We start from the raw sequence: 25,979 nt of genomic DNA on the forward strand, positions 1-25,979 counted from the left end.
TATCACACACCTTTATGACCTTAATCAATTTTATGCCACAAATAAAATGATTAAAACCTTATCAATAAAAAATATCTTAACAAATCAATATTACTTTTTAAACATGAATAGTCCTGTCTAAGTTTCTATTAACAAAAACCCTACAGTTGAAGGGTTATGAAGTGCTAAAACATTTATAAATCGCTATAATAGTAGTATCACATAATATTAATAAGAATAAAAAATGTTCATAAATTAACAAAGACAAGTATTCCTATCCAATATTGATAGGTAACAAAAATAATAGAAACACGACAACATGGAAGGATTGTTTTCATGGGAATTATTGGTCCATTATTATTTTTACTCTCAGTGATGCTGATCATTGGTGTATTAGCTACGAAGTTCTCTTCTCGATTAGGGCTACCTTCCTTAATTCTTTTCTTAATTGCGGGGATGCTCCTCAACCAATTTATCTATTTTGACAATGTTGAACTCACCCAATTCATCGGGATTTTGGCCTTGATTATTATCCTGTTTGAAGGGGGTACACAGACGAAATGGGGTAGAATTCGCCCTGTTTTAGGTCCAGCCATATCGCTCGCGACTCTTGGCGTGTTTTTGACCACCTTGGGAACGGGCGTTGCAGCCATGCACATTTTGGATTTTTCCTTGCTAGAGGGGCTGCTTTTAGGAGCCATTGTCGGATCAACGGACGCGGCTGCTGTCTTTTCCGTACTGGGAAATAAAAACTTCAATAAGCGACTCACAGCAACACTTGAAGCGGAGTCTGGCTCCAACGACCCGATGGCGGTTTTTTTGACAATTACCTTAATTGAATTAACCCAAATTCCTGACATGTCGATTTGGGGAGCTATTGGAAACCTATTTTTACAAATGGGACTAGGACTTGGTCTAGGTTTAGTCCTAGGGAAGGCTACAGTTGGACTAATAAACAACATTAAGCTTGATATTTCCGGTCTATACCCTGTGCTTGCCATGGGAGCAGCTGTTTTTACTTACGCGACAGCAGATTTTTTTGGCGGTAGTGGGTTGCTCGCTGTTTATGTTATGGCGGTGTTTGTTGGGAACAGCGATTTAACCTACCGTTTCTCCATTTTACGGTTCAACGAAGGTTTCGCGCTGATGATGCAAATTGTCATGTTTACCCTGCTCGGACTCCTCGTCTTTCCTAAGGAATTGACATCAGTAGTCTGGGAAGGCATTCTCATTGCGCTCATCTTAATGTTCGTAGCCCGTCCCATTGCTGTATTTATCAGCACATCGTTTATGAAATTTAATGTAAAACAAAAGCTGTTTATCTCATGGGCTGGACTAAAAGGAGCCGTTCCAATCGTATTGGCTACCTATCCTACCATGGCCGATTTAGAAAATCACAGTCTAATATTCAACACAGTCTTTTTCGTTGTGTTATTTTCTGCTTTAATCCAAGGAAGTACATTGACGTGGCTGGCGGAAAAGCTGAACCTAACAGGTGATGATGACAATGGCCTGACAAGTATCGAATTAATCAACCTAGGAAACACAGACTCAGAAATTATGAAGGTTACCATGCCCAAAGATTCTCCAGCAATTGGCATGACTTTAGTAAATTTAGAATTACCTGAAGACACCTTAATCATCGGCATCACGCGCGATCGAAAATTATTGACTCCGACCGGATCGTCTGTGATTGAAAAAGGGGATACCCTATATGTACTAAGCGAGAAGGAACATCGTAGGAAGGCGAAGAAGGTACTGCTTGGGGTGTAATCGTTTGGAGCAAAAAAGGCGTTATTGGAATTTTCCAATGGCGCCTTTTTGTTTTAGAAAATAAAGGAAAATGGATACCCTTTCCGAATATAGTAATAAAGACAACCAAGTTATTTGCGGAAATCCAATATTCGGAAGGGGAAAAGGAATGGCGAATACAATTATTGAAACCGCTTATGGAAAAGTGGAGGGTGAAGAGGCTAATGGAATTTATGCTTGGAAAGGGATTCCATACGCAAAGCCACCAGTGGGACACCTACGTTTTCAGCCACCTGAAAAGCCTAATAGGTGGGAAGGAATTCGGGATGCAACGAAATTTGGCCCAGTTGCCTCTCAACCTGTGCGTGAGGTCATGCAGTTTTTAGGAAATGAGATGGATAAGGTATCGGAGGATTGCTTGTCCCTCAATATTTGGTCAAGAGGAAAGGGTGAGAAAAAACGTCCAGTAATGGTCTGGATTCATGGCGGTGCATTTCTATCTGGCTCAGGGTCGAGTAGCTGGTATAATGGTGCGACCTTTGTGGAGAGGGATGATGTCGTGGTCGTGACGCTCAATTATCGTTTAGGTATCATGGGCTTTCTCCATTTAGGTGAAATTGGTGGGGAGGAGTATACAACCTCCGGAAATTGCGGGTTGCTTGATCAAATTGCCGCTCTCGAATGGGTACAGGAGAACATCGAAGCATTTGGCGGTGACCCGAACCGTGTGACTGTTTTCGGGGAATCAGCGGGGGCTATGAGCATTGGAGCATTATTAGCGATGCCTGCTGCAAAAGGTCTGTTTCAGCAAGCAATTTTACAAAGTGGTGCCGCCAACAATGTGCTGAGCACGGCCAAAGCTACAGAAGTGGCGAACAAAATGCTAAGTGCACTAAACGTTGAACCTAACCAATTATCCAAACTCTATGACATTCCAATTGAGGATTTACTTGAAGCGTCAGAGCTTGTCCCGATGATGAGCTTAGGTCCAGTCGTGGATGGGGTATCCATACCCAAGCATCCCAGTGAAGCATTAGCAGAAGGCGCGGCGAAGGATATCCCTGTTTTGATTGGAACAAATAAAGATGAATGGCGACTATTTTCCTTTTTTGAGCCGATGTGGAAGGATCCAGATGAATCAACTAAGCAAGCTATTTTTCAACAAACCTTCCGTGACAGTTGGCCAAAGCTTGCTGAGAAATTTGTTGATGAAAGGGAAGGCTTGACCCACGGGCTATATGACCGCCTCATGACGATGCAAGTCTTCAGTGAACCTGCCATTAGACTGGCGGAGTCTCAGCTAAAGCACGATACTCCTATTTGGATGTACCGCTTTGACTGGCAAAGTCCTGTCTTCAATGGCGGACTGCAAGCGTGTCACGCACTAGAGCTTCCGTTTGTTTGGAATACTCTCGATTATGCAGAGCATTTAACTGGAGATGGTCCTGAACGCCAACGCGTTGCTGATCAAATGCAGGCGGCATGGATTTCCTTTGTGAAAAATGGGGAACCACGGGCTGAAGGGATGCCAGAGTGGCCTGCCTATGATACAGATAAACGTAAGACAATGTTGATTCATACCGAGAGCAAGGTTGAGAGTGATCCTCATGGGGATGATCGGGTGAAATGGACTGAAGTGATGACTGCGTTGAATCAGGGAGCGAATTTGTAAATTGGAGGGGCGTGGGGGATGCTGAAGATGGGTTCCGAAAAGCTAAAGAGTCAGTAGAGATGCTGAAGAATGTCTGAAATACTATAGATTTCCAGGTTTTTGCTAAAGTTCCATCCAATTAAACTAGACTTGACCTTTTATATGCTAAACTTCAGTGTGAAAATGCTGAACTCAGGCTGTTCATGCAACTCACCGCATGAACAGCTTTTTAATTCTTAAACCACCCCCCTCATGAATGAAACCGCCACATCTGTAGAAAATACCAATTGTAATGGTCTTCAACCAGGAGTGTCAGAATGAATCAGTCAAATCAAAGACCAAGAGGGTCAAAACTAGCTCATTTAAGTGCTTTTGGCACGACTCAAATCCACCTGCGAAATCCCTACATTATTGCTTGTTGGTCCATAGCTTTCCCAGGATTTGGGCATCTTTTATTATCGAAATACATTCGTGGTTTTGTTTTAGTCATTTGGGAGTTTTTCATTAATCACAATACAAACTTAAATTTGGCCATGGTGTACACGTTTATGGGCGACATTGATACAGCGCAGGCTGTGTTAAACGTGCGGTATATGCACATGTATATTCCAGTTTATTTGTTTGCTATTTGGGACAGTTATCGATCTACGGTTGATTTAAATAAACTTTATCTTTTAAACGAAAAAGGAGCTCCTACCGTAAAGTCATTTACCATTAGACCTTTTGAGATTAATTACCTGGATAAGCGAAATCCAGCTATTGCCGTATTTTGGGCGATGACCATCCCTAGTGTTGGTCAGCTTTATATCCATCGTGTCATTGCGGCTTTTTTCACTTTAATAGTGACGGTCATTTTAGTACATTTTTCACACATTTTAGAGGCTGGCCATTATTTGATATTAGGTAATATAGAAAAGTCGACGGAGGTTTTAAGTAAACAGTGGATCCTATATATGCCATCCTTTTATTTCTTTACCATTTTTGATTCCTATATGAATGTGGTGGAAAACAATAACCTATACGATGCGGAACAAAAGCATTTCTTGAAGACCCATTATCAATCGAAAATGTTTCAAATAAAGAAAGGTATTAAGGTGGAGTAATATGCAGGTATTTGCGACATTTGACCACTCACCCTATGTTGAACTCGCCATACGCAAGCTTGAACAAAAGGGCCTGCATGATATTTTTGCGGTGCCACTGGATAACCGAACAGAGGATGCTAAAATTTTTGATACCATTCATCGATCTGATGGCATTTCCTTGATCAATAAAGGAATGTTTTTGGCTGTAATTTTCTCGGTTATAACGGCAAGTAAAGGCTTTGAATTGAAATGGGGCCCCATCTATTGGGGGCTGATTGGGGCGGGATTTGGCTTTATACTTGGATTCATCATTGATTTGATTATTCTTAAAGTGAAAAATAAAAAGCTTCGTTTGCTTAAGGGAAAAAAGTCAGAAGTGATTTTGATCGTAGAGTGTGAGAATGAACAAGGAAGAGAGGTCGAGGAGGTTCTCTGGGAGCATTTTGCTCTCGGGGTAGCAAAGGTAGAGTAGTTGAAGGAGGTGCAAATATGAATAAGGAAGCTATTACCGAAGAGCTTAATACCCTGTTAAGAGGTACATATATGGGAATTCGTTCCTTGGAGCATTATATCCAAAAGGTGGACGACCAGGAGTTAAAAACGCAATTTCAAGCAATCCAGCAGGAAACGAAGGAAAGCGCCCAAAAACTAGCAGAGCGAATACAAAATCTGGGTGGTGTACCCGCGGATAGTGAAGGGTTTTCAGGTTCTATGCATAGCATGATGCACAAGGTCATGCTATCAGACAATGAGCATAAAATCATTGACGATGCTATCAAAGGGTTTGACCAATACGGAGTGGAATACTCAGAGGAAGTTGTCAAAGGTGACTTAGATCCAGAAAGTAAACAAATTGTCGAGGAAGTCATTGATCGAAATCGACGCTACGCTGATCAACTCCAAAAGCTATTACATTAAGATGATTTCGTTTACAATTTGCAAAATTATTTTTATTGACAGAATATTTTAACATGGGATATAATATCACTATAATAAAAAATATACCTTTCACATAAAGGGGAGTAGCTTTAACAGTAAAGTCGTCAATACAGAGTACACCACGACTCTCGGCTTTATTGGCAATTGAGATAATTGTTAGCCAGACCTTTACCTGTACTAGGTAGGGGTCTGTTTTGTTTTACCATCAGAATTTAAGCAAGATATGCCTTCCTATACAGGTAACCAACTAGGTGAAAACAACAAAGGAGATGGGATAGTTGAAAAAAGCAAAACTTTCATTAAAAGACCTTATTGAGGAAAACAAGCAGGAGTTACTTTTAGATAAGGAGGAAGTGGAGAAAATCGAAAAACGGCTAGATGAAAAATACGTTAAATTAACAGCTAAATAGAATGTGATAGCCTGGCACTCACTTGTCGGATTCAATATTATAAGTGCCAGGCTTTTTTGTGGTTTGGAGTGTTCGTGAATAAAATAAACCTTATATTAGCATTGACACGTATAAAATGTTATTGACAATTATTTGCTAGAGGAGTAGTTTTAATTTAACAATTTAACTAGGACTAATAGAATGGTGTATCATTATAGAGGGATGGCAAGTATACACAAAGACTATAATTTTGTGATGGTCTTTTTTTATGAAAAAAACGAATGTAAATTCTAGCTAAAGTTATCTTAAGGGGAATTCATTATGTTCAACACTTTAAAGAAAGATAGATTACGCCCTGCTCAAATGATTGTTTTATTTTATATAGTAGCTGTCTTTATTTCTATAGGGTTGTTAAGTTTACCGATAGCCTTGAAACCAGGAGTGGAGTGGACATTTATAGACCTTGTGTTCACAGCTGTTAGTGCTATAAGTGTAACTGGACTTACAGTTGTACCAACAGCTGAAACATTTAGCACTGCTGGAATCTTTATTTTGCTCTTTATTTTGCAATTTGGCGGAATTGGAATTATGACACTAGGGACCTTTTTTTGGTTACTCATTGGGAAGAAGATTGGCTTAAAGGAACGACAACTGATTCGGACAGATCAAAACCAAACCCATTTTGCAGGTTTGGTTAGTTTAATGAAGCAGATTTTAGTTATTATTCTATTCATCGAATTTATTGGAACCATTATATTAGGAACTTATTTTCTAAACTATTTTCCGTCCTGGCAGGAAGCCTACTTGCAAGGGCTATTCGCATCTGTTAGTGCAACGACAAATGCAGGCTTTGATATTACAGGGAACTCACTCATTCCATTTGCTCAAGATTACTTTGTGCAAACGATCAATATCATCTTATTAACTTTAGGTGCCATTGGGTTTCCAGTACTAATTGAACTTAAGGATTATATTAAAAGCAAAAATACTAGTTTACAGAACCACTTTACGCTCTATACAAAATTAACTACATTAACATTTTTTTCTTTAATGGTATTTGGGACGATCCTGATATTTATCTTTGAAGTTAATCATTTTTTTGCAAATAAAAGTTGGCATGAATCCTTATTCTATGCATTTTTTCAATCCTCAACAACAAGGAATGGTGGACTAGCAACCATGGATGTTAGTCAATTTTCTAATCCAACCTTAATGCTATTGTGCTTCTTAATGTTTATTGGTGCCTCCCCAAGTTCTGTCGGGGGAGGGATTAGAACGACCACCTTTGCGGTAATCATCTTGTTGATTATTTCTTTTGCCAAAGGACAAAAAGATGTGAAAGTTTTTAAACGTGAAATCCATGAGGAGGATATTCGAAAGTCTGTTGTCGTGAGCTTTCTGGCTCTGATGATTTGTTTTATCGCAGTCATGATACTTTCCAAAACAGAACCTTTTTCTATGATGAAAATTTGGTTTGAGGTAAGCTCGGCATTTGGTACGACAGGTCTATCTATGGGAATCACATCAGAGTTAAGTTCAATCGGAAAAGTCGTCATTATTCTTCTTATGTTTATTGGGAGAATAGGCATATTGTCGTTCATTTTCATTTTCAATCGTAAAAACCAACAAATAAGTTATCATTATCCGAAAGAACAGTTGATTGTGGGATAAATATCTAAGACGATATTTGCACCTGCTAGATAATTTCTTTAAAATAGCCTAACAAGGAAACCATCTGAAAGGAAGATTTAATGGAGAGACCAGCAGGATTTTGGCTAAGATTTGTGGCAAGCATACTTGATTCACTCATCATAGGATTCATTTTTGGGATCGTCACATTCATTACTTATGGCGAATTTTATCTTGATGCCCCTAATGTCACAGATCTCCTAAGTGTGCTTTATATGATCTTAGTTCCTGTATTCTGGAGAGGTTACGTGATTGGAAAACGCATCATGAACATTCGTATTGTCAAGGTATCAGGTGATAATGTAACTATTGGTACCATGCTGTTACGTGTTTTGTTAGGTGGATTTATCTATGCCATCACACTCGGGATTGGATTAATTATTAGTGCCTTCATGGTCGGGTTAGGTGAGGAAAAACGGGCGATTCATGACTATGTTGCAGGTACCTATGTGAAGCGCGGAGAATAAATCAAGAGACCAAATGACATTGGTGACTTCGAATTTATCGAATACGACGATACCATCCAAAAAGACCAATAAGACCTCGTATTTATTTTTATTTTCACCCTAGAAGAATTCAAAAAGTATCTGAATACAATGGTGGATAAGCAACTGGTGAAGGATAACGGCTATCTTTACTTTGCCTATCCAAAAAGGAACAACCCTCAATATGACGAATATATAGAACGGGACGAAATTTATAGTGAAAAACATTATAATGAAGATGGGTTTGTTCATGGTAGTCAATTAAAATTTTCCCGTATGGTTAGCTTAAATAATGTGTTTACGATTGTGAGGATGAAATCGCAGGCCCTAAAGAAAACGAAAAAAGCAACCAGCAACAAAAGCAGTCAGCGTGTGGATGACTACATTGTACATATTGATGATATTAAACAATACTTAAGCAAAAATGATGAGCTTTTGTGTATCTATAACGATTTAACCCCGGGCTATCAGAGGATTGGGCTCGGTTTGTGTATAGTGCAAAGCGAGAGACTACTCAGGCGAAGCGGTTACAGCAAATGGAAGAGGTGTTAGGAGAAGGGTATAAGTCGATGGATTTGTATCGGCAAAGAGGATCCTAAACGTAATGCCTTCCTTATTTACAGCAGGCATCTGAAAAGGCTTTTCTTTTCGTAAGCCAATCTGCAAATAAATAGATTAATGCATAGATGGGTAGGGAGTAGGTATATTTCCATCCTGTTAAAACATAATAATCAGCCCAAACAAACAGGGGTTCACCTATATACGAGGTTAGAGCACCAAAAAATAGCCCCTTTTTCCAGGCTGCAATATGGGGTTTGGTTTGAATTAAAAACATAATACACACGGGCAACATACAAAAGTTGAAAGGTAGCCAAGCAGGAAAGGAAGGGGTTGCCTTGCCTGTGTAGTACCATAGACCAAGGGCAGCGCCTATGTAATCTAAACATAGCGAAATGAGCATGACAAAAACACCTGCATAAAGTAGACGATGCGTGCTTTCCTTTTCTCGATAAAAAATCCAAAATATCCAGGCACCTACACCTAAAATAGCAGACCCCCACCAATTCCAGTGAAGGAATGTCTCATCGAACCAAAGCTGACCATACTCTTCGTGGAGATGGTGAAATCTTTCAAATAAATTACCTGTCTGTTCTACTTTTTCTTCTTTGTCCATATTCTTCACCCTTTTGAACATTCTAGTTGTTATTGTTTGAAAGTATAAGGGAATTATTTACATTTTATCGAATTAAAAACAATCATGAAAAATAGAACTTCCATTTATATGGAAGTTCTATTTTTTTACAAAGCCTCTTTAATCACCTTTTTATAATACTGCACAGACAACAACCCAAATATTGAGTACAGTACGGTGTATAAGCCCATCACCATCAACATGGGTGTCCAAAGCTCGGTGCCGAACAAGAACCAGCCTGACTTCACGGCGAAATAGCTGTGAAGAAGGCCAATGACTAACGGGATTCCAAAGTTAAACAGCTGCTTCGTCTTAATACCACGTAGGAGGTCTTTGCGTGTAAAGCCGAGCTTTCTTAAAATCGTATAGCTTGGTTTTTCTTCCTCGCCTTGGTCCATTTGTTTAAAATAAAGAATACAGCCTGATGTGATCAGGAAGGTCAGACCTAAAAAGCCTACAATAAACATAGACAGTCCCATGTTTTGCTTTTGATTCATACTAGTATTTAGTTGAGATGCGAAGTGTGGACTTCTTTCCATAAACTTCTCTTCCATGTCATTAAAAATTTCATTCGCCTGCTTGATATCACCGTGGTTGGAGATATCGACGCCTATAAAAATTGAAGAGGATTTTTGAATTCCTTCATTTCGATCTTCTTGAAGCTGTTTAAAATCCGATTCATCCACAACAACGACAGGCAGACCGCCATTGGTAAAATAACTGGAAATGATCGGTTCATCCAACATACCTTGATATTTTAAGGGAATTTGACTCTCTTTTCCGATTATCTCCACTTCACCACGATCATGAAGAGGCATGAAATTCTGCAACATGTTCGCATAACCTGCAAGATATGTCTCTCCAGGTGATACATTGACATCCTTTACATCTTGATCACTAACAATGGGGAGAGTCATTTTATTCGGATCAAAGTTCAACCCTTCCAGCTGCACATCCAAAATATCTTTAACATTCAATTCGGCTTGAATGACATCTACTGTACGCTCGCTATACGCAATGTTTTCCGCATCTAAAGCGGCTTTAAATTGACTCCCACTGTCCTGATTGGTAAGGGCAAAATCACTTGATACGTAATTTTCAGCCGTTTTTTCCGCTGAGTAATAGGTAATATAGGTTAACGACAACAGCCCAATGGCGAGAGCCGAAACCGCAGTAATAATCGTTAATAACAACGCATTCGATTTCATCCGAAACATAAGCGATGATAAGGATAATACTTCATTAATATTAAGATATCCGCCTTTTTGCTTGCGAATCAAATTCATAATAAAGCTAACGGATCCCTTATAGAAAAGATAGGTTCCTAAAATTACGAGCCCAAGAATAATGACCATCGCGAGAAATATCTCCGTTATAGACGTAAAGTCGCCACCAAATAGTTTAGACGAAAGATAGTAGCCGCTGATGATGAAAAGGATTCCGACAACCCCAATGACCATTTCGAAAACAGACATTTTTTTTACCTGATTCTCAGTTGATGACTGAACTCTGAATAGAGATAAAATGCTTTGCTTTCGAATATATAAGTAGTTCGTAAACATGATGAGCACGTAAATCAGGGTAAACACAATTAATGTTTGGATTAAGGCAGCCCATGAAAAATGCAAGCTGGCTGTCTCATTTACCTGGGTGACTTTATATAAAATCATCATAATAAACTTGGATGCGCTAAAGCCTAGAAAGGTTCCGATGATGGTCGAACCAAAATACATAATAAAGTTTTCGACACTTAGGATGCATGAGATTCGGTTTCTAGTCATCCCAATGAGTTGAAATAACCCAATTTCCTTACTACGTCGCTTGATAAATATATGATTCGCATACAGTAAGAATACACCGACAATCACGATCAGACCGATGGATGCTGTACGAAAGAATGCAGCCCCTTTGACAGATGATTCGGCCTCATTCATCGCTGGGTCAAACTGCAGGGTGACAAAGGCAAAATACAGTGCCACACTGAATATCAACGCAAACACATATAAATAGTAGTTTTTGAGGTTATTCCTCAAATTACGCAAAATTAGCTTTTGAATACTCATTGCTGCACACCACCTAAAACTCCTTGTGTTTTCATGATGTCCTTATAGAAGTCCTGCCTGGATTGCTCTCCCTTCGTAAGCTGGGTGTAGATTTGTCCATCTTGAATAAAAATCACCCGATTACTAAAGCTTGCCGCTGTCATATCATGGGTCACCATCACAATGGTCGCGCTGAGCTTATCATTTAAATCACTTAATTTATCAAGTAAATCAGATGCCGATTTGGAATCCAGTGCCCCAGTCGGTTCGTCGGCAAAAATGATGCTTGGTTCATGGATAAAGGCTCGAACAGCAGAGGTACGTTGTTTTTGTCCTCCTGAGAGCTCATTCGGGTATTTATCTTTAACCTCATAAATGCCTAACTCTTTGGCTAAGCGATCAAACCGGATAGTTGCTTCTTTTTTCGACACATTTGCAATGGATAGTGGCAATAAAATATTTTCCTTCGCTGTTAGGGTGTCGAGTAGATTGTATTCCTGAAAAATAAACCCTAAGTGATGCTTACGAAACTCTGCTAGCTTCTTCTCTTTCATAGCTGTAATTTCATGGTCTTCAATATTAATCGTTCCTCTAGTAACCCGATCAATAGAGGAGAGGACGTTGAGTAAGGTTGTTTTCCCTGAGCCTGATGGACCCATGATGGAAACAAACTCTCCTCTTTCAATAGACAGGTCAAGTCCCTTAAGTACTTCATGCTTATTAAACTTGTTTCCATAGGTTTTATGAATTTTATTGGCTTGTAAAATCGTCATTGAACTTCACTCCTTGCCTTGCTTTGTTAATTTCATTATAGGTATTACTGCTTGGGATTTCCTTCGATTCGACGAACAAATGAGAAAAGCATGTGACAATGTTGTCACATGCTTGTGATGTTTACAAAATCATTCTTCTTTGGAAAGGTTAACGTAAAGGTTGTTCCTTGTCCAAGTGTGGATTGAACATCGAGTTTAATGAATAGAGATTTGGCCACCTTTTGCGTTAAATATAGCCCCATTCCCGTTGCCGCCTGATTTTGATGATCAGACGTGGAGGTAAATCCTTTTTCAAAAATGCGTGGAAGATCTCTCGAATCAATGCCCCGTCCTGAATCCTTGATTTCCAATCTTATTTGTTCCATTTCGTTAAAGCTATTGATCACAATATCGGTGTTTTCACTATATTTCGCCGCGTTCGTCAAGAGCTGACGTATCATAAAGGCAAGCCATTTGGCATCACTGAGCACCACAGGTTCCACTAGGTTCACTTCAAAGCCAATCCCTTTTCGCAGACACCACGATTGTAGGGTTCGAATTTCCTCAAATAGGATATCCTCTAATTGTACTTTTTCGATATAGAGATCATTTTCAATAAATGGCATTCGTTTTTGGTGAAGCTGCTGGTCGAGTAAAAGGTGAATTCGTAGCCATTCAAGGGTTAGTTGCTCCTTTACATCCTTCTTTTCGATTCGATCAATGATTAATTGCATCGCCGTAAGCGGTGTTTTGACCTCATGAATCCAAGCAAGCAGCTCATCCTTTTCCTGCTCCAAGGAGACCTGACTTTGTGATGAAGATTTTTTCAACTGTTCGGTTTGATTTTCGATGCTTTCCGTGATGATCTGCTCAAATGGACTTTCAGGCTGTTGAATCGTCGTTAAATCCAGATTGTCGTCTCGGTCCTTTAAGCTTTGGTAAAATCTCGTTTCCTTCTGATAGCGGATGATAAGAAAAAAGACCAAAATAATTACGGATAAAAAAACAATGTATAGTGCCGATGTAATGGAGAAAGATGGATCGAAATAGGCTATCGATAATGAAAGAACCTGTAGGGACAGGACGAGAATAATCCAGCTACGTCTTTCTATAAGATATTGCTTAATCATAGGCTAGCCTCATCAATGGCCCGGTAGCCTTGTCCAACCTTTGTTTCAATATATTGCCCTAGATCAATTTCCTCCAAACGCTTTCGAAGTCGGTTTACATTGACAGTTAAAGTATTATCACTGACAAAACGCTGATCATTCCACAGACCCTCAATCAGGGAATCCCGACTGACGATTTTATTTTTTTGGTCAATCAGCTGTTTTAGAATGGAAAATTCATTTTTCGTTAGTTCTATCGAGCCTTTATCATTGGTCACCGAGTTTTGCTCATAATCAATAGTGGCACCACACCACGTTTTCAGCTCAACATTTTCGGTATTATAATTATATACTCGTCGTAGAATGGCTTGAATCTTAGCAATGAGCACCTCGAAATGAAACGGCTTTTGAATAAAATCGTCAGCCCCAAGCTGCATTGACATCACCATATCAGTTGGATGATCTCGTGAGGATAAAAAGATAATCGGTACACTGGAATGAGACCGAATCATCCGACACCAATGGAAGCCGTCAAATTTGGGAAGTTGAATATCAATAATGACCAAGTCTGGCTTCACCTCACTAAACTCCTGCAGCACCTGGCTAAAGTCATTAATTCCATAAACCTCATAGGACCACTGGCTCAATCGCTCCTGAATTTCTTGAAAGAGGGAGACATCATCCTCAATGAGTAAAATTTTAAACAATCGAACACACCACCAAATGTTTCCTTATTATTTATATTGTATAGGAAAACACGACATGTGACCATTGTGATGTGTTGCATCCGATGGTGAAATAGGTGAAAATAAAAGTAACAACCATTAAAGAAGGGGTCGAATCATGCCTTGGAAACGTAAGTGGCAAAAAAATACGTCTAATTTCACCGAAAAAGACATAAAAACAGAAAGTAAAAAAGCCAATAGTAAAGCTAAGGATTACTTAAAGGATAAAAATAAACTAAAGAATTTAATTGAGGAAGCTGAAGAAAAGGCCGAACTCAAGAAGGGCAAAAAAGGATTTGTTCAGGAAACATGGACAAGCTTAAAAGCTATGTTCGAGCTGGTTAAATCCTATATAAAAGGGGATTATCGCAATATCCCCTATGGTTCGCTTGTAATTATTGTCGGTGCCATTCTATATTTTGTGATGCCAGCAGATGCCATCCCTGACTTCTTAGTAGGCCTTGGCTTCACCGATGATGCTGCTGTAATCGGGTTTGCCTTAAAGAAAGTGAAGGACGATGTAGATAAGTTTCTGGAGTGGAAGGAGGCTCAGGAGAGGGAATAAAATTATACTTAAGTATAATTTACCAGTGTATAAGGATTTGGTACGCTTTTTTAGCACAAAGAAAATGCTGGAAAAGAGGTATATGAATGAAAAAAATACTGACCCTGATTCTGATTCTGATGCTTAGCATGTTTATGATTGTGGCCTGTAGTGAAAGCAGCTCTACAAAAGATAGAACTAATGATCAGACGAAAACAGAGGAAACTCAATCCACTGAGGAGACCTCATCCCCTGAAAAATCTTCAGAAGAAGAAAATGAGGAAACGAAAAATGAAGAGGAGAGTGGGGAAGGAGATTCTGTTGCAACAGGTAATGCACAGGATGTATTAGCAAAGGCAGCCGATGCGATGGCTGAGGTTACAAGCTTCAAGGCTACAAGTGAGTATTATGATGACAGTACCTTAAATGGACAGAACACCGTAACAGACACTAAATTTACGATGGAGCTTGTATACGGAGATCCTGCTATGATGTACGCTCAAGCCACTTCCACTTCTAACGAAACTGAAGAAGGGGCTTTCGAGATGTATATGACAGGTGAGCATATTTATATTAACTCGGAAGAAAACTGGTTTTCCATGCCAACGGACTCTGAGCATGCAGATATGTATGACCAGTTTAAAGGCATTGAGAAAGACCATATGGAGGGATATGCCAATCACAGTGACTTGTTTGAAATCCAGGATAATGAGAATCACTACCTATTCACATTTACAGGAAATGGTCAGGAATATAAAGAGGTTGTAATTGGAGCTGGTGGAACGGCTCTAGGCGGAATATTAGAAGAGCATTACGATAACATGGAAATTACGGATGGTGTCTATGAAATCAAAATTGATAAAGACACCTACTATATGACCCATTATCAAATGGAATATTCAGCTCGAACATCAGGTGAAATCGGTGACGTGGAGCAGCATTATAAAGGAACGTTTGAACTAAGTAATTTCAATGAAATTGATGACATTGTCGTTCCTGAAGCGGTTAAGGAGCAAGCCCAGCCGCTTGTTAATTAGTGGAAATCTTGTTCTAATCCTGTCCAATCTAGCATAAAATATAGCAATAGAATATAGAAAGGTGGGAAATATAGATGATACAAAACGACTATTACACCGAAGAAAATCATGGCACCTATGAAATGCATTCGATTGGAGACTTTGAGCTAGAGGATGGGGGAATGATTCCAAACTGTCAGCTGGCGTATGCAACTTATGGAGCATTAAATGATGCCAAGGATAATGTGATTCTGATTCCAACGTGGTTTTCCGGCACGAACATTGCCTATGATCCCTACATTGGGGAAGAAAGGGCACTCGATCCCGAAAAATATTTCATCATCATTATTAACCAAATCGGAAACGGCCTCTCAAGCTCACCACACAACAGTCCTACCCCAGTTGATATGGCAAATTTCCCGAATGTTCGAATCAGTGACGATGTTCGCGCGCAGCATCAGTTGCTTACAGAGAAATTTTCAATTGAAGAAATCGCACTCGTCGTCGGAGGTTCCATGGGAGCGCAGCAAACCTATGAATGGGCAGTTCGCTATCCAGACATGGTGAAGCGAGCAGCGCCAATTGCTGGAACGGCGAAAAATACCGATCATGACTTTATTTTCACCTCAACCTTGATGGAGGCAATCACCTCTGATCCCGGTTGGAATGGGGGAAACTATCAATCCTGTGAAGAGGTCGCTGATGGCTTAAAGAGACACGCCAACATATGGGCTGTCATGGGGTTAAGCACGGAGTTTTATAAGCAAAAGAAGTGGGACCTGTTTGAGGTGAATTCACTTGATGAATTTATCAATGGCTTTCTACAGCCTTTATTTCAAGCGATGGATCCGAACGCCCTGCTTACCATGGCGTGGAAATGGCAGCGTGGCGATGTCAGTCGTATGACGAACGGAAATCTCGAGGAGGCTCTTGGCCGAATTAAAGCGAAAATGTTTGTGATGCCCATCGATGAGGATATGTTCTTCCCAGTACGAGATTGTGAGGCAGAGCAGAAACTCATTCCGAATAGTGAATTAAGGGTTATACACAGCATTTGCGGTCACTTTGGTCTTTTTGGGGGAGAAGGAGCGGACTATTTTAACCAAATTGACCGCCATCTCAACGAATTGTTGAGTACACCTGTGTAAAATAGAGAAAAAGATAGATAGCACCTTACTTAATGGTAGGGTGCTATTTTTTGTATTGCGATTGGGTAAACTCATAATTCAGGAAAACATCGAATCTACAATCTTTTCAACATGAATGTCCTTCGTATCTAAAATAGGTAAGGCAATATCGCCGTCTTTAATTAACATTGGAAGCTCTGTACAGCCTAAAATGATACCGTCAATATGATTAAAATGATTCATGTCTTGGATGATCTCGAAAAATCTGCTCTTTGTCTCTTCACTTACGATTCCGTTCTCAAGCTCTTCCACAATTTTTGGATGGATGTACTGCTGCTTTACTGCATCAGGTACCACGATGTCCATGTTCCGCTTCACAAAGGGTTTTTGGAAAAAGTATGTTCCATCGTAAACTTAGTTCCAATCAGTCCTAGTCGATCAAATCCCAATTGCTGAGCTTTTTTCGCCGCTTCCTCCACAATGCTAATCATCGGAATGGAGACCTTTTCTTGCAGCTGGTCAAAGACAAGGTGGTTCAATATCTAGCTGATGCAGTTCACAAACTGAAAATTGATTTCCATCAAAGGTGACGATAAAGAATAGATCTTAACGCTTGTCCTTTCATGTCCAATAAAGTATTTTATAGGAAATGAACTTATGGAAAGGACGTTATTGGTGAAAATCGTTGTGACAGGAGATACCCATATACTAGGTAGAGGAAAGCGGCTTCCATCCGTATTACTTGAAGAATGTGAATCAGCAGATCTCATAATTCACACAGGGGATTGGAAGTCGCTTGAGGTTTACAACACGCTATCCCAATATGCGCGGGTAGTGGGCGTTTACGGAAATATCGACGGGGACGATATCAAGGAGCAATTCCCATCACGAGAAATCATCGAAGTTAAGGGACATAAAATTGGAATCATCCACGGACATGGTGAAAAGAAGACGACAGAAAAACGGGCTTTGGAAGCGTTTGAAGGTAAACAGGTGGATGTCATTCTTTTTGGTCATTCTCACATTCCCTTAATAAGATATTTCAAAAAAGTCATGCTTATGAATCCAGGCTCACCAACGGATAAACGCACCCTTCCCTATTATTCATATGGAATCCTAGAAATCAAGGAGAAAATCAAGGCTGAAATCATATTTTATCAGGATAAAGCTTAAACATTAATTTACAGATGAGGGTCCAATTCAAAATCAGAATAAGAAAGAGAACAGGATAAATAGGAACTGAATACCATAGTCTCCAACCATTGTGAATGAAAAAGCCCGTTTGAACAGCCAACCATTCAAAGAACAAAGCGAATATACTCCAACCAAGAATATATTTTATTTTATGTAACTTTGATTTTGTTCTGGGATAAAAATTGAGAAAAATAGTACTCGCAGCAGGGTAAATCCAGAAAATCACCCACAAGGTCAGAAAGTTAACATCAGGACTAAAATACCAATATAAACGATATTTAAACTCTAGGTAAGTATCCGTAATTAATTGCAGAACGATCGCAAACAATGATGTTGTATAGATTTCAAGTGATGTTATATGCTTTGGCATCATAAACACAATGACGGCAAAAACCACAGTGGTTATTACTAAAAGTAACATATGGATTCCTCCAAAACAGTACCCAATATTCGTCTTGTGTATTATGTCCCAATTAAGTTCTTTTATTTGCGAGTGCAAATAACTGTTCAATCAAATGTATGTATTTCCTTAGCAGAGGAGGAAATCCACTCGGTAAATGGTTTTCCAATTAATTCATCACTAAGAAATTTAGCAACTTTAAGGAACATATGGAGTTCATGTTTAGGAATATGATCAATGACTTTTGTAATATCAAGCTTAGGATCTTGAATCTGTTGGTCGATGAATCCATGTACAAGCTCACGTCCAGTTTTTGTGATGGTTATTTCCTTCGAGCGGGCATTTTTCCCACTTTGAATGTCCACCAGTCCTCGTTCCTTTAGATTCGTTAGTTTGCGATAAACATTGGATATATTCGTTTGAGATAAACAGGACAGCTGTGACATAGTCATATGAGATGAAAAAGTAAGAATCCATAGCAGTCGAAAACTAGGAAATGAGATATTTTTGCCCTTTAAGCTATCTCTTATATCATCCTCAATACTGAACTGAATTCCCTGTGCAAGTGCATACACCAAATAACTGTTCGCAAAAAGCTTGCTGGATGATTTCATGGGTTTTCTCCTTCCGCATCTGATTTCTTCTCTTCATTATTGCCATAAAATCCCATACCTAACCAGCATGACTACTTAACAAAGCCGAAATAATTGTACTATCCAAATGAATATAGGAAATGCTATGTGCAGAAGAATGAATAGGAGTCATGTTCTAATGAAAAAGGGAATTTTCCTCTTTTGTTTATATGGAATCCTTGTACTCACGGCATTTACATATCGTGAGCCTCTTATGGATTGGTTAAATCGTAGCGATGCTAATCAGCTACCCATCATGTTTTTTCTAGGGGTATTATTCGGGGTCATTCCGATTGTTCCATTTTCTGTGTTCGCAGGGATGATGGGAGCAAAATATGGGATTTTGATCGGAGCTGCTGTAAACTGGATTGGTTCAGTAGGGGCGGCGATCATATTTTTTATTCTGACCCGCTACTTTTTTGTTCACCAATTTCAGCAATATATAACCCGTTATAACAAGATTAAAAAGTTTGATGAGATCATCAGTGAAAATGCTTTTGTCGCTGTTTTATTTAGTCGCATGCTACCCATCATTCCACCGCCTATCGTCAACATCTATTCAGGATTAAGTGCGATGAAGTTTTCCGTCTATTTGTTAGCAACTGCAATTGGCCAAATCCCAGGCATGCTAGTCTATGCGTATTTAGGAAACCAAATTTTTGCCTCCATTCAATCGTTTTTGTTTGGGATTTTGTTGTATATAGCATTTCTGTTAGTTGTGCTTCCAATCTATCGTTGGTGGTATAAAGGCATTTAGCTATTCATAAAAAAACTAACGAATCCGCATATTGACGAGCGAATTCGTTAGTTACCTTAAAATAAATCACCTAAAATCTTCACAATGCCACGTAGGAAAAAGAACAAAGCCGAAAAGGAAGTAGGAGTAATTCCGGTACCCAAAGTAAAATATCGACAACCCCGTCCCAAAAGGAATAGATACCATCCTTTTTCCTTTGTTCCCGTCTATCTTTCCAGTTTTTATTCCACATTGGCATGGTTCCTCCTCATGAATTTCCTTATCCAAATTATACCACATCTATATACATACTATAGTTAAGGATTATTCGAAAATTTCCCATGCAATGGTAATAAAAATGTATTAGATATATTTTTACATAAAAGTGTAATTATATGAAAAATCAGTCGTCTTATTTATACAGACACATAAAAAGGAAACTGGCAACTGGGAGGAGAAGGTTTTGGCGAACGAGGAAATCATAACTTCATGGTTCAGGCAATATAGTGACGACGTCTATAATTTCCTGATTTACTATGTCGGAAATGGGGACGTGGATGACATGGTACAGGAGGTATTTATAAAGGCGCTCAGGAACATTGAGTCGTTTCAATATCAATCCAAGCCTCGCACATGGCTATTCAGCATTGCGAGAAATGTAGCCATTGATAAAATCCGAAAGCATAACCGAGAGAAAAGAAAAGAGGACAAATTGATTCAGTATCAAACAGGAACCAATGAACTGTCTCCTGAAGAAATTTATCAGTTCAGTGAAACAAAAAGAGAGGTCTTTCAAGCAATGCAATCCTTAAATAAAAATTATTACGAAGTCCTCCTATTACGCGGCATTAACGAATTATCAGTACAAGAAACAGCAAGCATTTTAAATTGGACACCCAGTAAGGTCAAAGTAACATTTCACCGAGCCATCAAAAAATTAACAAAGGAAATGGGGGGGATAAAATGAAGGAAGAAAATCTTATGGAAGAGCTAAGGACCTTTCCGAACAATAAAACGATGGGTGAACAGTCGAAAGTGGAAATCGAGAAAGCCATTCAGGAAGAGGCTAGAAAACGGCGTAACCATCAACCAATCAAGCAATCTTCAGGTGGATTCCCTTTTAAAGGAGTGGTCATTAGTGTGATGAGTGCAGCGGTATTATTTTTGGCTGGTACCTTTCTATATAATGAAATTCAATTGAATGAAGGTGTAGCCCCTTTAACGGACAATTCGGGAAGTGATGATCCTAAACCATCGATAGATAATGAAGACCCGAATGAACAGGAGACACAGGAACAAACACCTGAAGAATTAGATAAACAATCTGCACTAGAGGTCATGGAAACGTTCAAAACAACATTTGTGCGAATGTATTCTAGTAGCGATGAGAACCTGAAAATTCCTGAAGCACAATCCATCGAAGACATTAAAGAGGAATTTCGAACCATAATGTCTGATGAGTTAGCTGAATGGTATGCGGAGTCATACTATCGCGAAGAAAATGGGGAAGTATTCGTTGTAGCCATGGATGGTCCAACTTGGTTAGAGGCAGATATACCTTATGACTTGGAAAAAATAAGTGAAACGAAATTCAAAATTAACCAAGAGAGGGATAATGAGCAGTTAGGGCATAGAATAATGAGTTATGTACTAATTTATGAGGAAGGTCATTGGAAAGTTGATGATATTGAAACAGAAGTCCTTGAATAGAGAAAAACAAACGCAAAGTTTGTTCATCTGACAGGCTTTGCGTTTGTTCTTTCATTAATAGACTTTATCACCATTAAAAATGGAATTTTTCACTACTACATAATCAACCGTCCGAATAGAATCAAGTTTATTTCCACCAGCATAGGAAATGGAAGATTGTAGGTCTTGCTGCATTTCATTTAACGTATCTTGTAAAGGTCCTTTGTAATCTACATACATTTTCTTACCTTCAACGTTTTTCTTTTCCCCTTTTTGGAACTCAGAGGCAGAGCCGAAATACTCTTTATAAAGCTTTCCGTCTTGTTCAACGGTTTCACCAGGAGATTCTTCATGGCCAGCAAACAAGGACCCAATCATAACCATGCTGGCGCCGAAACGAATGGACTTAGCAATATCCCCATGCGTACGAATTCCACCGTCAGCAATAATTGGTTTACTTGCAGCTTTGGCACACCAACGAAGCGCGGCTAATTGCCATCCACCTGTTCCAAATCCAGTTTTAATTTTTGTTATACAAACCTTACCTGGTCCAATGCCTACTTTGGTGGCGTCAGCTCCCGCGTTTTCTAATTCACGCACAGCTTCAGGAGTCCCAACATTCCCGGCAATGACAAAGCTATTTGGTAAATGTTTCTTAATATGCTGGATCATCTCAATGACAGCATTTGAATGTCCATGAGCAATATCTATTGTGATGAACTCAGGTGAAAGCTGTTCATCAGCTAGCTGTTGTACGAATTGGTATTCTTCATTTTTTACCCCAACACTGATAGAGGCAATGAGTCCACGAGCTTGCATATCTTTCACAAAATCAATTCTCGTTTCTGGTTCAAAACGATGCATTATATAGAAATAACCATGTTCGGCTAAGTAGAGAGCAATGTTTTCATCAATAATAGTTTGCATATTGGCAGGTACAACAGGTAATTTGAATTGGTGTCCTCCCAATGTGATGGATGTATCACATTCTGATCGGCTATTTACTACACATTTTGCTGGAATTAACTGAATATCTTCATAATCAAATACGTTTTCCATGATTTGCACCCCTAAACACGAATAATATTTTAATGTAAAACAAAATTGTTCGTCCAAAGTGTAATATACATGAATTTTGTGAATCTGTCAAAGGGAATTTGTAATGGTTTTCAAGGATTGGATTACAGGAATAGTAAAAAAAGCCATAACACCTTCTCGGCATTACGGCTTCTCCTTCTTCACCATCGACAACAACCCTACTGTCCCTAATATGCAAAATGTCCCAATCCACTCCATAACCCCAAAAGGTACGTTTAGCCAAAGAACAGCCAATAAAGCGGCAGACAAAGGTTCAAAGTTTGCTAGAATACTAGCTTTGGTAGCGCCGATGTATTTTAAGCTTTCTAAATAAAATACAAAAGCAACTAGGGTACCAAATAAAATAATAAATAAAATAGCGAGAATCGTCGTTAAAGAAGCTTCCCCTCGAAAATCCCACGGTGTATGGATGAAGCTAAATACAACGCCACCGACAAACATTCCCCAACCCACTACAATAACAGACCCCCAATTGGCTAATAATTTATGAGGGTGCAAGGTATAAAAAGCCAAACTGACCGCAGAAAGTAGACCCCAAAAAAGGGCTAAAGGAGAAATGGACAAGCTGTTGATATTCCCTTGGGTTACAAGTGAAAATGTACCTAAAACGGCTACAAATACAGCGGTGATCTCAATCCCCGATGGTAGTTTTCGGTACCTAACAATAAGAAAGCAAGTAATCATCACAGGTGCTGTATACTGCAGAACCGTCGCTGTAGCAGCATTGCCATGTTCTATGGCTGCGAAATACGTGTATTGAACAGCTAGCATTCCTAGAATACTGAAGAGAATAAGGCTTATGGCATCCTTTTTCGTTCTCCAAATTCTATAAACGCTTTTTCCCTCTTTTAAATACCCAAAAAGTAATAAAAGGAGACCAGAAAAAAGTAATCTAACTGTAACAAGCCACTCGGTATTTATACCCTTTGTATGAAATAGATACTGGGCCACCGTGCCAGATACTCCCCATAACGTCGCTCCTATTGTGACAAGCAGAATTCCTATGAAGCTTGAATGTTTTAGCCGATTCAAATGTATGACCCCTTCTAATAAGACACTAGATTTTTGTTTATCGTAACACATTATTTTATTAGTTCATGAGGTAAATTATAAAAGTTTTATTAGGAATATCATTACGAAAACAATGGGGAGAGGTGGAAGGGTGGGAAAGAATCATAATTTAAGTTGAATATTCACACCTAACATAAAATTCAAAACATTGATATAATGGGTACTAAGTTTTTATACATACTTTTAGCTGTGAAGAGGTGACGAGCTTGAATATTACGCTGTCAGAGAAGATGAATAGGTTTCCAACATTAATTTTTAGCGAGCTTTCTAACTATAAGAACCAAAGGATGCAGGAAGGGCATGATATTGTAGATTTAAGCATTGGAAGCCCTGATTTACCACCACCTCAGTTTGTGATGGATGCATTAGCTAAACAGGTACAAGATCCGACTCAATATGGCTATACTTTAACCGGATTAGAGGAACTCCATCAAGCTATTGCCGAGTATTATGAGCGACATTACGATGTTCCGTTACAGGAGAAGGATGAGGTTTTAATGGTCATGGGCTCTCAGGATGGTTTGGTTCATTTGCCAATGGTCTTAACGAACCCGGAAGATATTATTCTAGTCCCAGATCCGGGTTATACAGCGTATGAGGCAGGGGTATCTTTAGCGGGAGCGACCACCTATAAGATGCCATTAAAGGAGGAAAATGAGTTTTTACCTGATTTAGAGGCTATACCTGAGGAAATCCGGGCTAAAGCGAAAATGATGATTTTAAATTTCCCTGGAAATCCTGTCCCATCGATGGCAACGAAGGAATTTTTTGAAAAAGTGGTGGCGTTTGCAAAACAAAATGAGGTCGTTGTGTTACATGATTTTGCTTATTCAGAGCTATATTTCGAGGATGAGAAGCCGATTAGCTTTCTTTCCGTTGAAGGTGCGAAAGAGGTGGGGGTTGAATTTAATTCCTTGTCTAAAAGCTTTAATATGGCAGGATGTCGAATTGGTTATGTAGTCGGAAATCCGACTGTTGTCCAAGCACTGGACCAGCTTAAATCGAACCTTGATTATGGAGTGTTTAGACCTATCCAAAATGCGGCTATTCAAGCGTTAAACAACTCTTCCACGTTTAGTGAGGAGCTTCGAAATGTATATCGCAGACGTAGGGATGTGTTTGTGCAGGGCTTACATGAAATCGGCTGGGAGGTAGAGTCTCCTAAGGCCTCGATGTTTATTTTCGCGAAAGTACCCCTGAACATGAATTCATTAGACTTTGCTTATAACCTCATTGACGAAGCCGGGATCGTGGTAACGCCAGGGAGTGCATTTGGGGCAGAAGGAGAAGGGTACGTTCGGATTGCCATTACCCAAAATGAGAATGTGCTGATAAAGGCTGTAAACAAACTGCAGGAGAGTGGGGTTATATCTCCTATTAAGAAATAACGATAGATAACATGATGTAGTGCTAGGTTTAGAACACCTAGCACTTTTTTAATGAGGGAATGTGGATGTCAGAGATGATTTAAATGAAAATAATCACAAAATCCCTAATTATGATAAACTTGGAGGGATTGGCTATCTTAGAATTTAGTTCATTTTGGAGTGATCATATGATTCCTTTTTTGAAAAAAGGTGCAGCAGAACTGTTTCCAGGTTATTTTGCCTTAGTCATGGCAACAGGGGCATTATCCATCGGTTCACATTTATTGGGTTTGACCTGGGTTTCCTTGCCGCTCCTTTACATGAATATACTAGCTTATTTGATTTTGTGGTTATTAACGATTACTCGCCTGCTTTTATTTCCTTCTTATATATTAGCGGACATAACGAGTCACACCAAGGGTCCAGGCTTTTTCACGCTAGTTGCAGGAACCTGTGTATTTGGAAGCCAGCTAATTATTGTCGGCAACCACATTGCGATTGCCAACTACTTATGGGGGCTAGGGATTGTCCTCTGGATGGTTGTGATGTATACGTTTTTTACTGCCGTGACGGTACGTAAAAACAAACCACACTTAGATGAAGGAATAAATGGTGCGTGGTTAATTGCCGCTGTTGCAACCCAATCCATTTCCATTCTCGGTACATTACTGTCTGATTACACAGATCATGGTCGAGTAGCCATGTTATTTTTCACTTTATGTATGTACTTTTTAGGCTGTATGCTGTATTTGAATATCATAACGTTAATTTTTTATCGGTTCACTTTTTTGCGACTTGAACACGCATCCCTAACGCCCCCATATTGGATTAATATGGGGGCAGTCGCGATTACAACTCTGGCTGGCTCAACATTGATCCTGCATGCCGAAAACTGGAGCTTGCTGATGGAAATCACTCCCTTCATAAAGGGCTTTACGATGTTTTTTTGGGTAACAGGTACATGGTGGATTCCACTCCTGTTTATACTAATGATATGGCGACATTTATACCATCGCTATCCATTAACGTATGAACCGCAATTTTGGGGAATGGCCTTCCCACTTGCCATGTATACTACGAGTACATTTCAATTATCTAAAGCACTTGAAGTTCCTTTTCTTCTAGTGATTCCTAAGGTGATGGTGTATATTGCACTATTTACCTGGGTTGCTATATTTATGGGTCTTCTTCATCATTTATTCAAAAGCTATAAAGAGGTCAGTGTCTAATAATGGAGATTTTTCAACTATAAGTTGAATTCATATAATTCTACAGTCTTGTTCGATATAATTACATATAGAGTTAGTCACAAAAAG

The 25,979-nt window shown here is 39.2% G+C and carries 29 protein-coding genes; 18 read left to right on the plus strand and 11 right to left on the minus strand.

Going from position 1 to position 25,979, the window contains the following annotated elements; all coding sequences use genetic code 11:
• The first annotated feature begins 315 nt into the window (after nt 1-315).
• The 9 genes from GH754_RS15985 (at nt 316) to GH754_RS16025 (ending at nt 8,521) form a co-directional block, all read left to right on the plus strand.
• Nucleotides 316-1,752, plus strand: coding sequence for a potassium/proton antiporter (locus GH754_RS15985; protein ID WP_153729671.1), 1,437 nt, complete (start codon nt 316-318; stop codon nt 1,750-1,752).
• Nucleotides 1,753-1,900: 148 nt separating this feature from the next.
• Nucleotides 1,901-3,403, plus strand: coding sequence for a carboxylesterase/lipase family protein (locus GH754_RS15990; protein ID WP_153729672.1), 1,503 nt, complete (start codon nt 1,901-1,903; stop codon nt 3,401-3,403).
• 296 nt (nt 3,404-3,699) lie between these two features.
• Nucleotides 3,700-4,485 (plus strand): hypothetical protein, encoded by a 786-nt coding sequence (locus GH754_RS15995; protein ID WP_153729673.1) that lies wholly within the window; start codon nt 3,700-3,702, stop codon nt 4,483-4,485.
• Nucleotide 4,486: 1 nt separating this feature from the next.
• Entirely contained in the window at nt 4,487-4,939 is a 453-nt protein-coding gene (locus tag GH754_RS16000; RefSeq protein WP_153729674.1) for a hypothetical protein, read from the plus strand.
• A 17-nt stretch (nt 4,940-4,956) separates the two neighbouring features.
• Nucleotides 4,957-5,385, plus strand: coding sequence for a DUF2383 domain-containing protein (locus GH754_RS16005; RefSeq protein WP_153729675.1), 429 nt, complete (start codon nt 4,957-4,959; stop codon nt 5,383-5,385).
• A 299-nt stretch (nt 5,386-5,684) separates the two neighbouring features.
• The gene (locus GH754_RS16010) at nt 5,685-5,816 is read left to right on the plus strand and encodes an FbpB family small basic protein (protein ID WP_153729676.1); all 132 of its coding nucleotides are present in this window, start codon (nt 5,685-5,687) and stop codon (nt 5,814-5,816) included.
• A gap of 300 nt (nt 5,817-6,116) precedes the next feature.
• Nucleotides 6,117-7,466: a TrkH family potassium uptake protein gene (locus tag GH754_RS16015; RefSeq protein WP_153729677.1), complete on the plus strand. Its 1,350-nt coding sequence runs from the start codon at nt 6,117-6,119 to the stop codon at nt 7,464-7,466.
• 80 nt (nt 7,467-7,546) lie between these two features.
• Nucleotides 7,547-7,951 (plus strand): RDD family protein, encoded by a 405-nt coding sequence (locus GH754_RS16020; protein WP_153729678.1) that lies wholly within the window; start codon nt 7,547-7,549, stop codon nt 7,949-7,951.
• A gap of 147 nt (nt 7,952-8,098) precedes the next feature.
• Entirely contained in the window at nt 8,099-8,521 is a 423-nt protein-coding gene (locus GH754_RS16025; protein WP_153729679.1) for a hypothetical protein, read from the plus strand.
• 61 nt (nt 8,522-8,582) lie between these two features.
• Here the strand turns inward: GH754_RS16025 and GH754_RS16030 are convergent, their stop codons facing one another.
• From GH754_RS16030 to GH754_RS16050, 5 genes are all read right to left on the minus strand, one after another.
• Nucleotides 8,583-9,143: a CBO0543 family protein gene (locus GH754_RS16030; RefSeq protein ID WP_153729680.1), complete on the minus strand. Its 561-nt coding sequence runs from the start codon at nt 9,141-9,143 to the stop codon at nt 8,583-8,585.
• Nucleotides 9,144-9,268: 125 nt separating this feature from the next.
• Nucleotides 9,269-11,224, minus strand: coding sequence for an ABC transporter permease (locus tag GH754_RS16035; RefSeq protein ID WP_153729681.1), 1,956 nt, complete (start codon nt 11,222-11,224; stop codon nt 9,269-9,271).
• Nucleotides 11,221-11,976, minus strand: a complete 756-nt coding sequence (locus GH754_RS16040) for an ABC transporter ATP-binding protein (protein ID WP_153729682.1) — start codon at nt 11,974-11,976, stop codon at nt 11,221-11,223. Before GH754_RS16040 ends, GH754_RS16035 begins: the two co-directional genes overlap by 4 nt.
• A gap of 104 nt (nt 11,977-12,080) precedes the next feature.
• Nucleotides 12,081-13,085, minus strand: a complete 1,005-nt coding sequence (locus GH754_RS16045; protein ID WP_153729683.1) for a sensor histidine kinase — start codon at nt 13,083-13,085, stop codon at nt 12,081-12,083.
• Nucleotides 13,082-13,771 carry a response regulator transcription factor gene (locus GH754_RS16050; protein ID WP_153729684.1) on the minus strand — a complete coding sequence of 230 codons (690 nt, stop codon included), beginning with the start codon at nt 13,769-13,771 and terminating at the stop codon, nt 13,082-13,084. Before GH754_RS16050 ends, GH754_RS16045 begins: the two co-directional genes overlap by 4 nt.
• Nucleotides 13,772-13,907: 136 nt before the next feature.
• On the opposite strand from GH754_RS16050, the gene GH754_RS16055 reads away from it, so the two are divergent.
• The 3 genes from GH754_RS16055 (at nt 13,908) to GH754_RS16065 (ending at nt 16,497) form a co-directional block, all read left to right on the plus strand.
• Nucleotides 13,908-14,354: a YkvA family protein gene (locus GH754_RS16055; protein WP_153729685.1), complete on the plus strand. Its 447-nt coding sequence runs from the start codon at nt 13,908-13,910 to the stop codon at nt 14,352-14,354.
• A gap of 86 nt (nt 14,355-14,440) precedes the next feature.
• On the plus strand, nt 14,441-15,370 hold the full coding sequence (locus tag GH754_RS16060; RefSeq protein WP_153729686.1) for a DUF6612 family protein: 930 nt from the start codon (nt 14,441-14,443) through the stop codon (nt 15,368-15,370).
• 74 nt (nt 15,371-15,444) lie between these two features.
• A complete protein-coding gene (locus GH754_RS16065; RefSeq protein ID WP_153729687.1) occupies nt 15,445-16,497 on the plus strand; it encodes an alpha/beta fold hydrolase in 1,053 nt (350 codons plus the stop codon).
• Between the two features lie 78 nt (nt 16,498-16,575).
• Here GH754_RS16065 and GH754_RS19845 read toward each other — a convergent pair whose 3' ends face one another.
• Together GH754_RS19845 and GH754_RS19850 are read right to left on the minus strand one after the other, a co-directional pair.
• Nucleotides 16,576-16,842, minus strand: a complete 267-nt coding sequence (locus GH754_RS19845; RefSeq protein ID WP_153729688.1) for an aspartate/glutamate racemase family protein — start codon at nt 16,840-16,842, stop codon at nt 16,576-16,578.
• An 8-nt stretch (nt 16,843-16,850) separates the two neighbouring features.
• Nucleotides 16,851-17,015: an aspartate/glutamate racemase family protein gene (locus GH754_RS19850; protein ID WP_153729689.1), complete on the minus strand. Its 165-nt coding sequence runs from the start codon at nt 17,013-17,015 to the stop codon at nt 16,851-16,853.
• A 118-nt stretch (nt 17,016-17,133) separates the two neighbouring features.
• Between GH754_RS19850 and GH754_RS16080 the strand changes: the two genes are divergently transcribed.
• Complete coding sequence (locus GH754_RS16080) at nt 17,134-17,649, plus strand: metallophosphoesterase family protein (RefSeq protein WP_153729690.1); 516 nt, start codon at nt 17,134-17,136, stop codon at nt 17,647-17,649.
• Here GH754_RS16080 and GH754_RS16085 read toward each other — a convergent pair.
• Complete coding sequence (locus tag GH754_RS16085; protein ID WP_153729691.1) at nt 17,624-18,091, minus strand: CBO0543 family protein; 468 nt, start codon at nt 18,089-18,091, stop codon at nt 17,624-17,626. The genes GH754_RS16080 and GH754_RS16085 overlap by 26 nt on opposite strands.
• Before the next feature lie 86 nt (nt 18,092-18,177).
• Nucleotides 18,178-18,684 carry a MarR family winged helix-turn-helix transcriptional regulator gene (locus GH754_RS16090; RefSeq protein ID WP_153729692.1) on the minus strand — a complete coding sequence of 169 codons (507 nt, stop codon included), beginning with the start codon at nt 18,682-18,684 and terminating at the stop codon, nt 18,178-18,180.
• A gap of 157 nt (nt 18,685-18,841) precedes the next feature.
• On the opposite strand from GH754_RS16090, the gene GH754_RS16095 reads away from it, so the two are divergent.
• The 3 genes from GH754_RS16095 (at nt 18,842) to GH754_RS16105 (ending at nt 21,148) form a co-directional block, all read left to right on the plus strand.
• On the plus strand, nt 18,842-19,459 hold the full coding sequence (locus GH754_RS16095; RefSeq protein WP_153729693.1) for a TVP38/TMEM64 family protein: 618 nt from the start codon (nt 18,842-18,844) through the stop codon (nt 19,457-19,459).
• A 442-nt stretch (nt 19,460-19,901) separates the two neighbouring features.
• The gene (locus GH754_RS16100; RefSeq protein WP_153729694.1) at nt 19,902-20,405 is read left to right on the plus strand and encodes an RNA polymerase sigma factor; all 504 of its coding nucleotides are present in this window, start codon (nt 19,902-19,904) and stop codon (nt 20,403-20,405) included.
• The gene (locus tag GH754_RS16105; protein ID WP_153729695.1) at nt 20,402-21,148 is read left to right on the plus strand and encodes a hypothetical protein; all 747 of its coding nucleotides are present in this window, start codon (nt 20,402-20,404) and stop codon (nt 21,146-21,148) included. The genes GH754_RS16100 and GH754_RS16105 overlap by 4 nt, the downstream gene beginning before the upstream one ends.
• Nucleotides 21,149-21,202: 54 nt before the next feature.
• On the opposite strand, the gene guaC is transcribed toward GH754_RS16105, so the two are convergent.
• Together guaC and GH754_RS16115 are read right to left on the minus strand one after the other, a co-directional pair.
• Entirely contained in the window at nt 21,203-22,186 is a 984-nt protein-coding gene (gene guaC / locus GH754_RS16110) for a GMP reductase (protein ID WP_153729696.1), read from the minus strand.
• 162 nt (nt 22,187-22,348) lie between these two features.
• Complete coding sequence (locus GH754_RS16115) at nt 22,349-23,308, minus strand: DMT family transporter (RefSeq protein ID WP_153729697.1); 960 nt, start codon at nt 23,306-23,308, stop codon at nt 22,349-22,351.
• Nucleotides 23,309-23,502: 194 nt separating this feature from the next.
• On the opposite strand from GH754_RS16115, the gene GH754_RS16120 reads away from it, so the two are divergent.
• On the plus strand, nt 23,503-24,684 hold the full coding sequence (locus GH754_RS16120; RefSeq protein ID WP_153729698.1) for an LL-diaminopimelate aminotransferase: 1,182 nt from the start codon (nt 23,503-23,505) through the stop codon (nt 24,682-24,684).
• A gap of 167 nt (nt 24,685-24,851) precedes the next feature.
• Nucleotides 24,852-25,892 carry a tellurite resistance/C4-dicarboxylate transporter family protein gene (locus tag GH754_RS16125; RefSeq protein ID WP_153729738.1) on the plus strand — a complete coding sequence of 347 codons (1,041 nt, stop codon included), beginning with the start codon at nt 24,852-24,854 and terminating at the stop codon, nt 25,890-25,892.
• Nucleotides 25,893-25,979 lie beyond the last annotated feature (87 nt).

The sequence above is a fragment of the Salinibacillus xinjiangensis genome (assembly GCF_009649735.1).
GTDB lineage: Bacteria > Bacillota > Bacilli > Bacillales > Alkalibacillaceae > Salinibacillus > Salinibacillus xinjiangensis.

Excerpts from the sequence above, each read along its gene's own strand:
- GH754_RS15985 (WP_153729671.1), top strand. The coding sequence starts at position 316 with ATGGGAATTATTGGTCCATTATTATTTTTACTCTCAGTGATGCTGATC.
- GH754_RS15990 (WP_153729672.1), top strand. The coding sequence starts at position 1,901 with ATGGCGAATACAATTATTGAAACCGCTTATGGAAAAGTGGAGGGTGAA.
- GH754_RS15995 (WP_153729673.1), top strand. The coding sequence starts at position 3,700 with ATGAATCAGTCAAATCAAAGACCAAGAGGGTCAAAACTAGCTCATTTA.
- GH754_RS16000 (WP_153729674.1), top strand. The coding sequence starts at position 4,487 with ATGCAGGTATTTGCGACATTTGACCACTCACCCTATGTTGAACTCGCC.
- GH754_RS16005 (WP_153729675.1), top strand. The coding sequence starts at position 4,957 with ATGAATAAGGAAGCTATTACCGAAGAGCTTAATACCCTGTTAAGAGGT.
- GH754_RS16015 (WP_153729677.1), top strand. The coding sequence starts at position 6,117 with ATGTTCAACACTTTAAAGAAAGATAGATTACGCCCTGCTCAAATGATT.
- GH754_RS16020 (WP_153729678.1), top strand. The coding sequence starts at position 7,547 with ATGGAGAGACCAGCAGGATTTTGGCTAAGATTTGTGGCAAGCATACTT.
- GH754_RS16030 (WP_153729680.1), bottom strand. The coding sequence starts at position 9,143 with ATGGACAAAGAAGAAAAAGTAGAACAGACAGGTAATTTATTTGAAAGA.
- GH754_RS16035 (WP_153729681.1), bottom strand. The coding sequence starts at position 11,224 with ATGAGTATTCAAAAGCTAATTTTGCGTAATTTGAGGAATAACCTCAAA.
- GH754_RS16040 (WP_153729682.1), bottom strand. The coding sequence starts at position 11,976 with ATGACGATTTTACAAGCCAATAAAATTCATAAAACCTATGGAAACAAG.
- GH754_RS16045 (WP_153729683.1), bottom strand. The coding sequence starts at position 13,085 with ATGATTAAGCAATATCTTATAGAAAGACGTAGCTGGATTATTCTCGTC.
- GH754_RS16055 (WP_153729685.1), top strand. The coding sequence starts at position 13,908 with ATGCCTTGGAAACGTAAGTGGCAAAAAAATACGTCTAATTTCACCGAA.
- GH754_RS16060 (WP_153729686.1), top strand. The coding sequence starts at position 14,441 with ATGAAAAAAATACTGACCCTGATTCTGATTCTGATGCTTAGCATGTTT.
- GH754_RS16065 (WP_153729687.1), top strand. The coding sequence starts at position 15,445 with ATGATACAAAACGACTATTACACCGAAGAAAATCATGGCACCTATGAA.
- GH754_RS19845 (WP_153729688.1), bottom strand. The coding sequence starts at position 16,842 with ATGGACATCGTGGTACCTGATGCAGTAAAGCAGCAGTACATCCATCCA.
- GH754_RS16080 (WP_153729690.1), top strand. The coding sequence starts at position 17,134 with ATGGAAAGGACGTTATTGGTGAAAATCGTTGTGACAGGAGATACCCAT.
- GH754_RS16085 (WP_153729691.1), bottom strand. The coding sequence starts at position 18,091 with ATGTTACTTTTAGTAATAACCACTGTGGTTTTTGCCGTCATTGTGTTT.
- GH754_RS16090 (WP_153729692.1), bottom strand. The coding sequence starts at position 18,684 with ATGAAATCATCCAGCAAGCTTTTTGCGAACAGTTATTTGGTGTATGCA.
- GH754_RS16095 (WP_153729693.1), top strand. The coding sequence starts at position 18,842 with ATGAAAAAGGGAATTTTCCTCTTTTGTTTATATGGAATCCTTGTACTC.
- GH754_RS16105 (WP_153729695.1), top strand. The coding sequence starts at position 20,402 with ATGAAGGAAGAAAATCTTATGGAAGAGCTAAGGACCTTTCCGAACAAT.
- guaC (WP_153729696.1), bottom strand. The coding sequence starts at position 22,186 with ATGGAAAACGTATTTGATTATGAAGATATTCAGTTAATTCCAGCAAAA.
- GH754_RS16115 (WP_153729697.1), bottom strand. The coding sequence starts at position 23,308 with ATGTGTTACGATAAACAAAAATCTAGTGTCTTATTAGAAGGGGTCATA.
- GH754_RS16125 (WP_153729738.1), top strand. The coding sequence starts at position 24,852 with ATGATTCCTTTTTTGAAAAAAGGTGCAGCAGAACTGTTTCCAGGTTAT.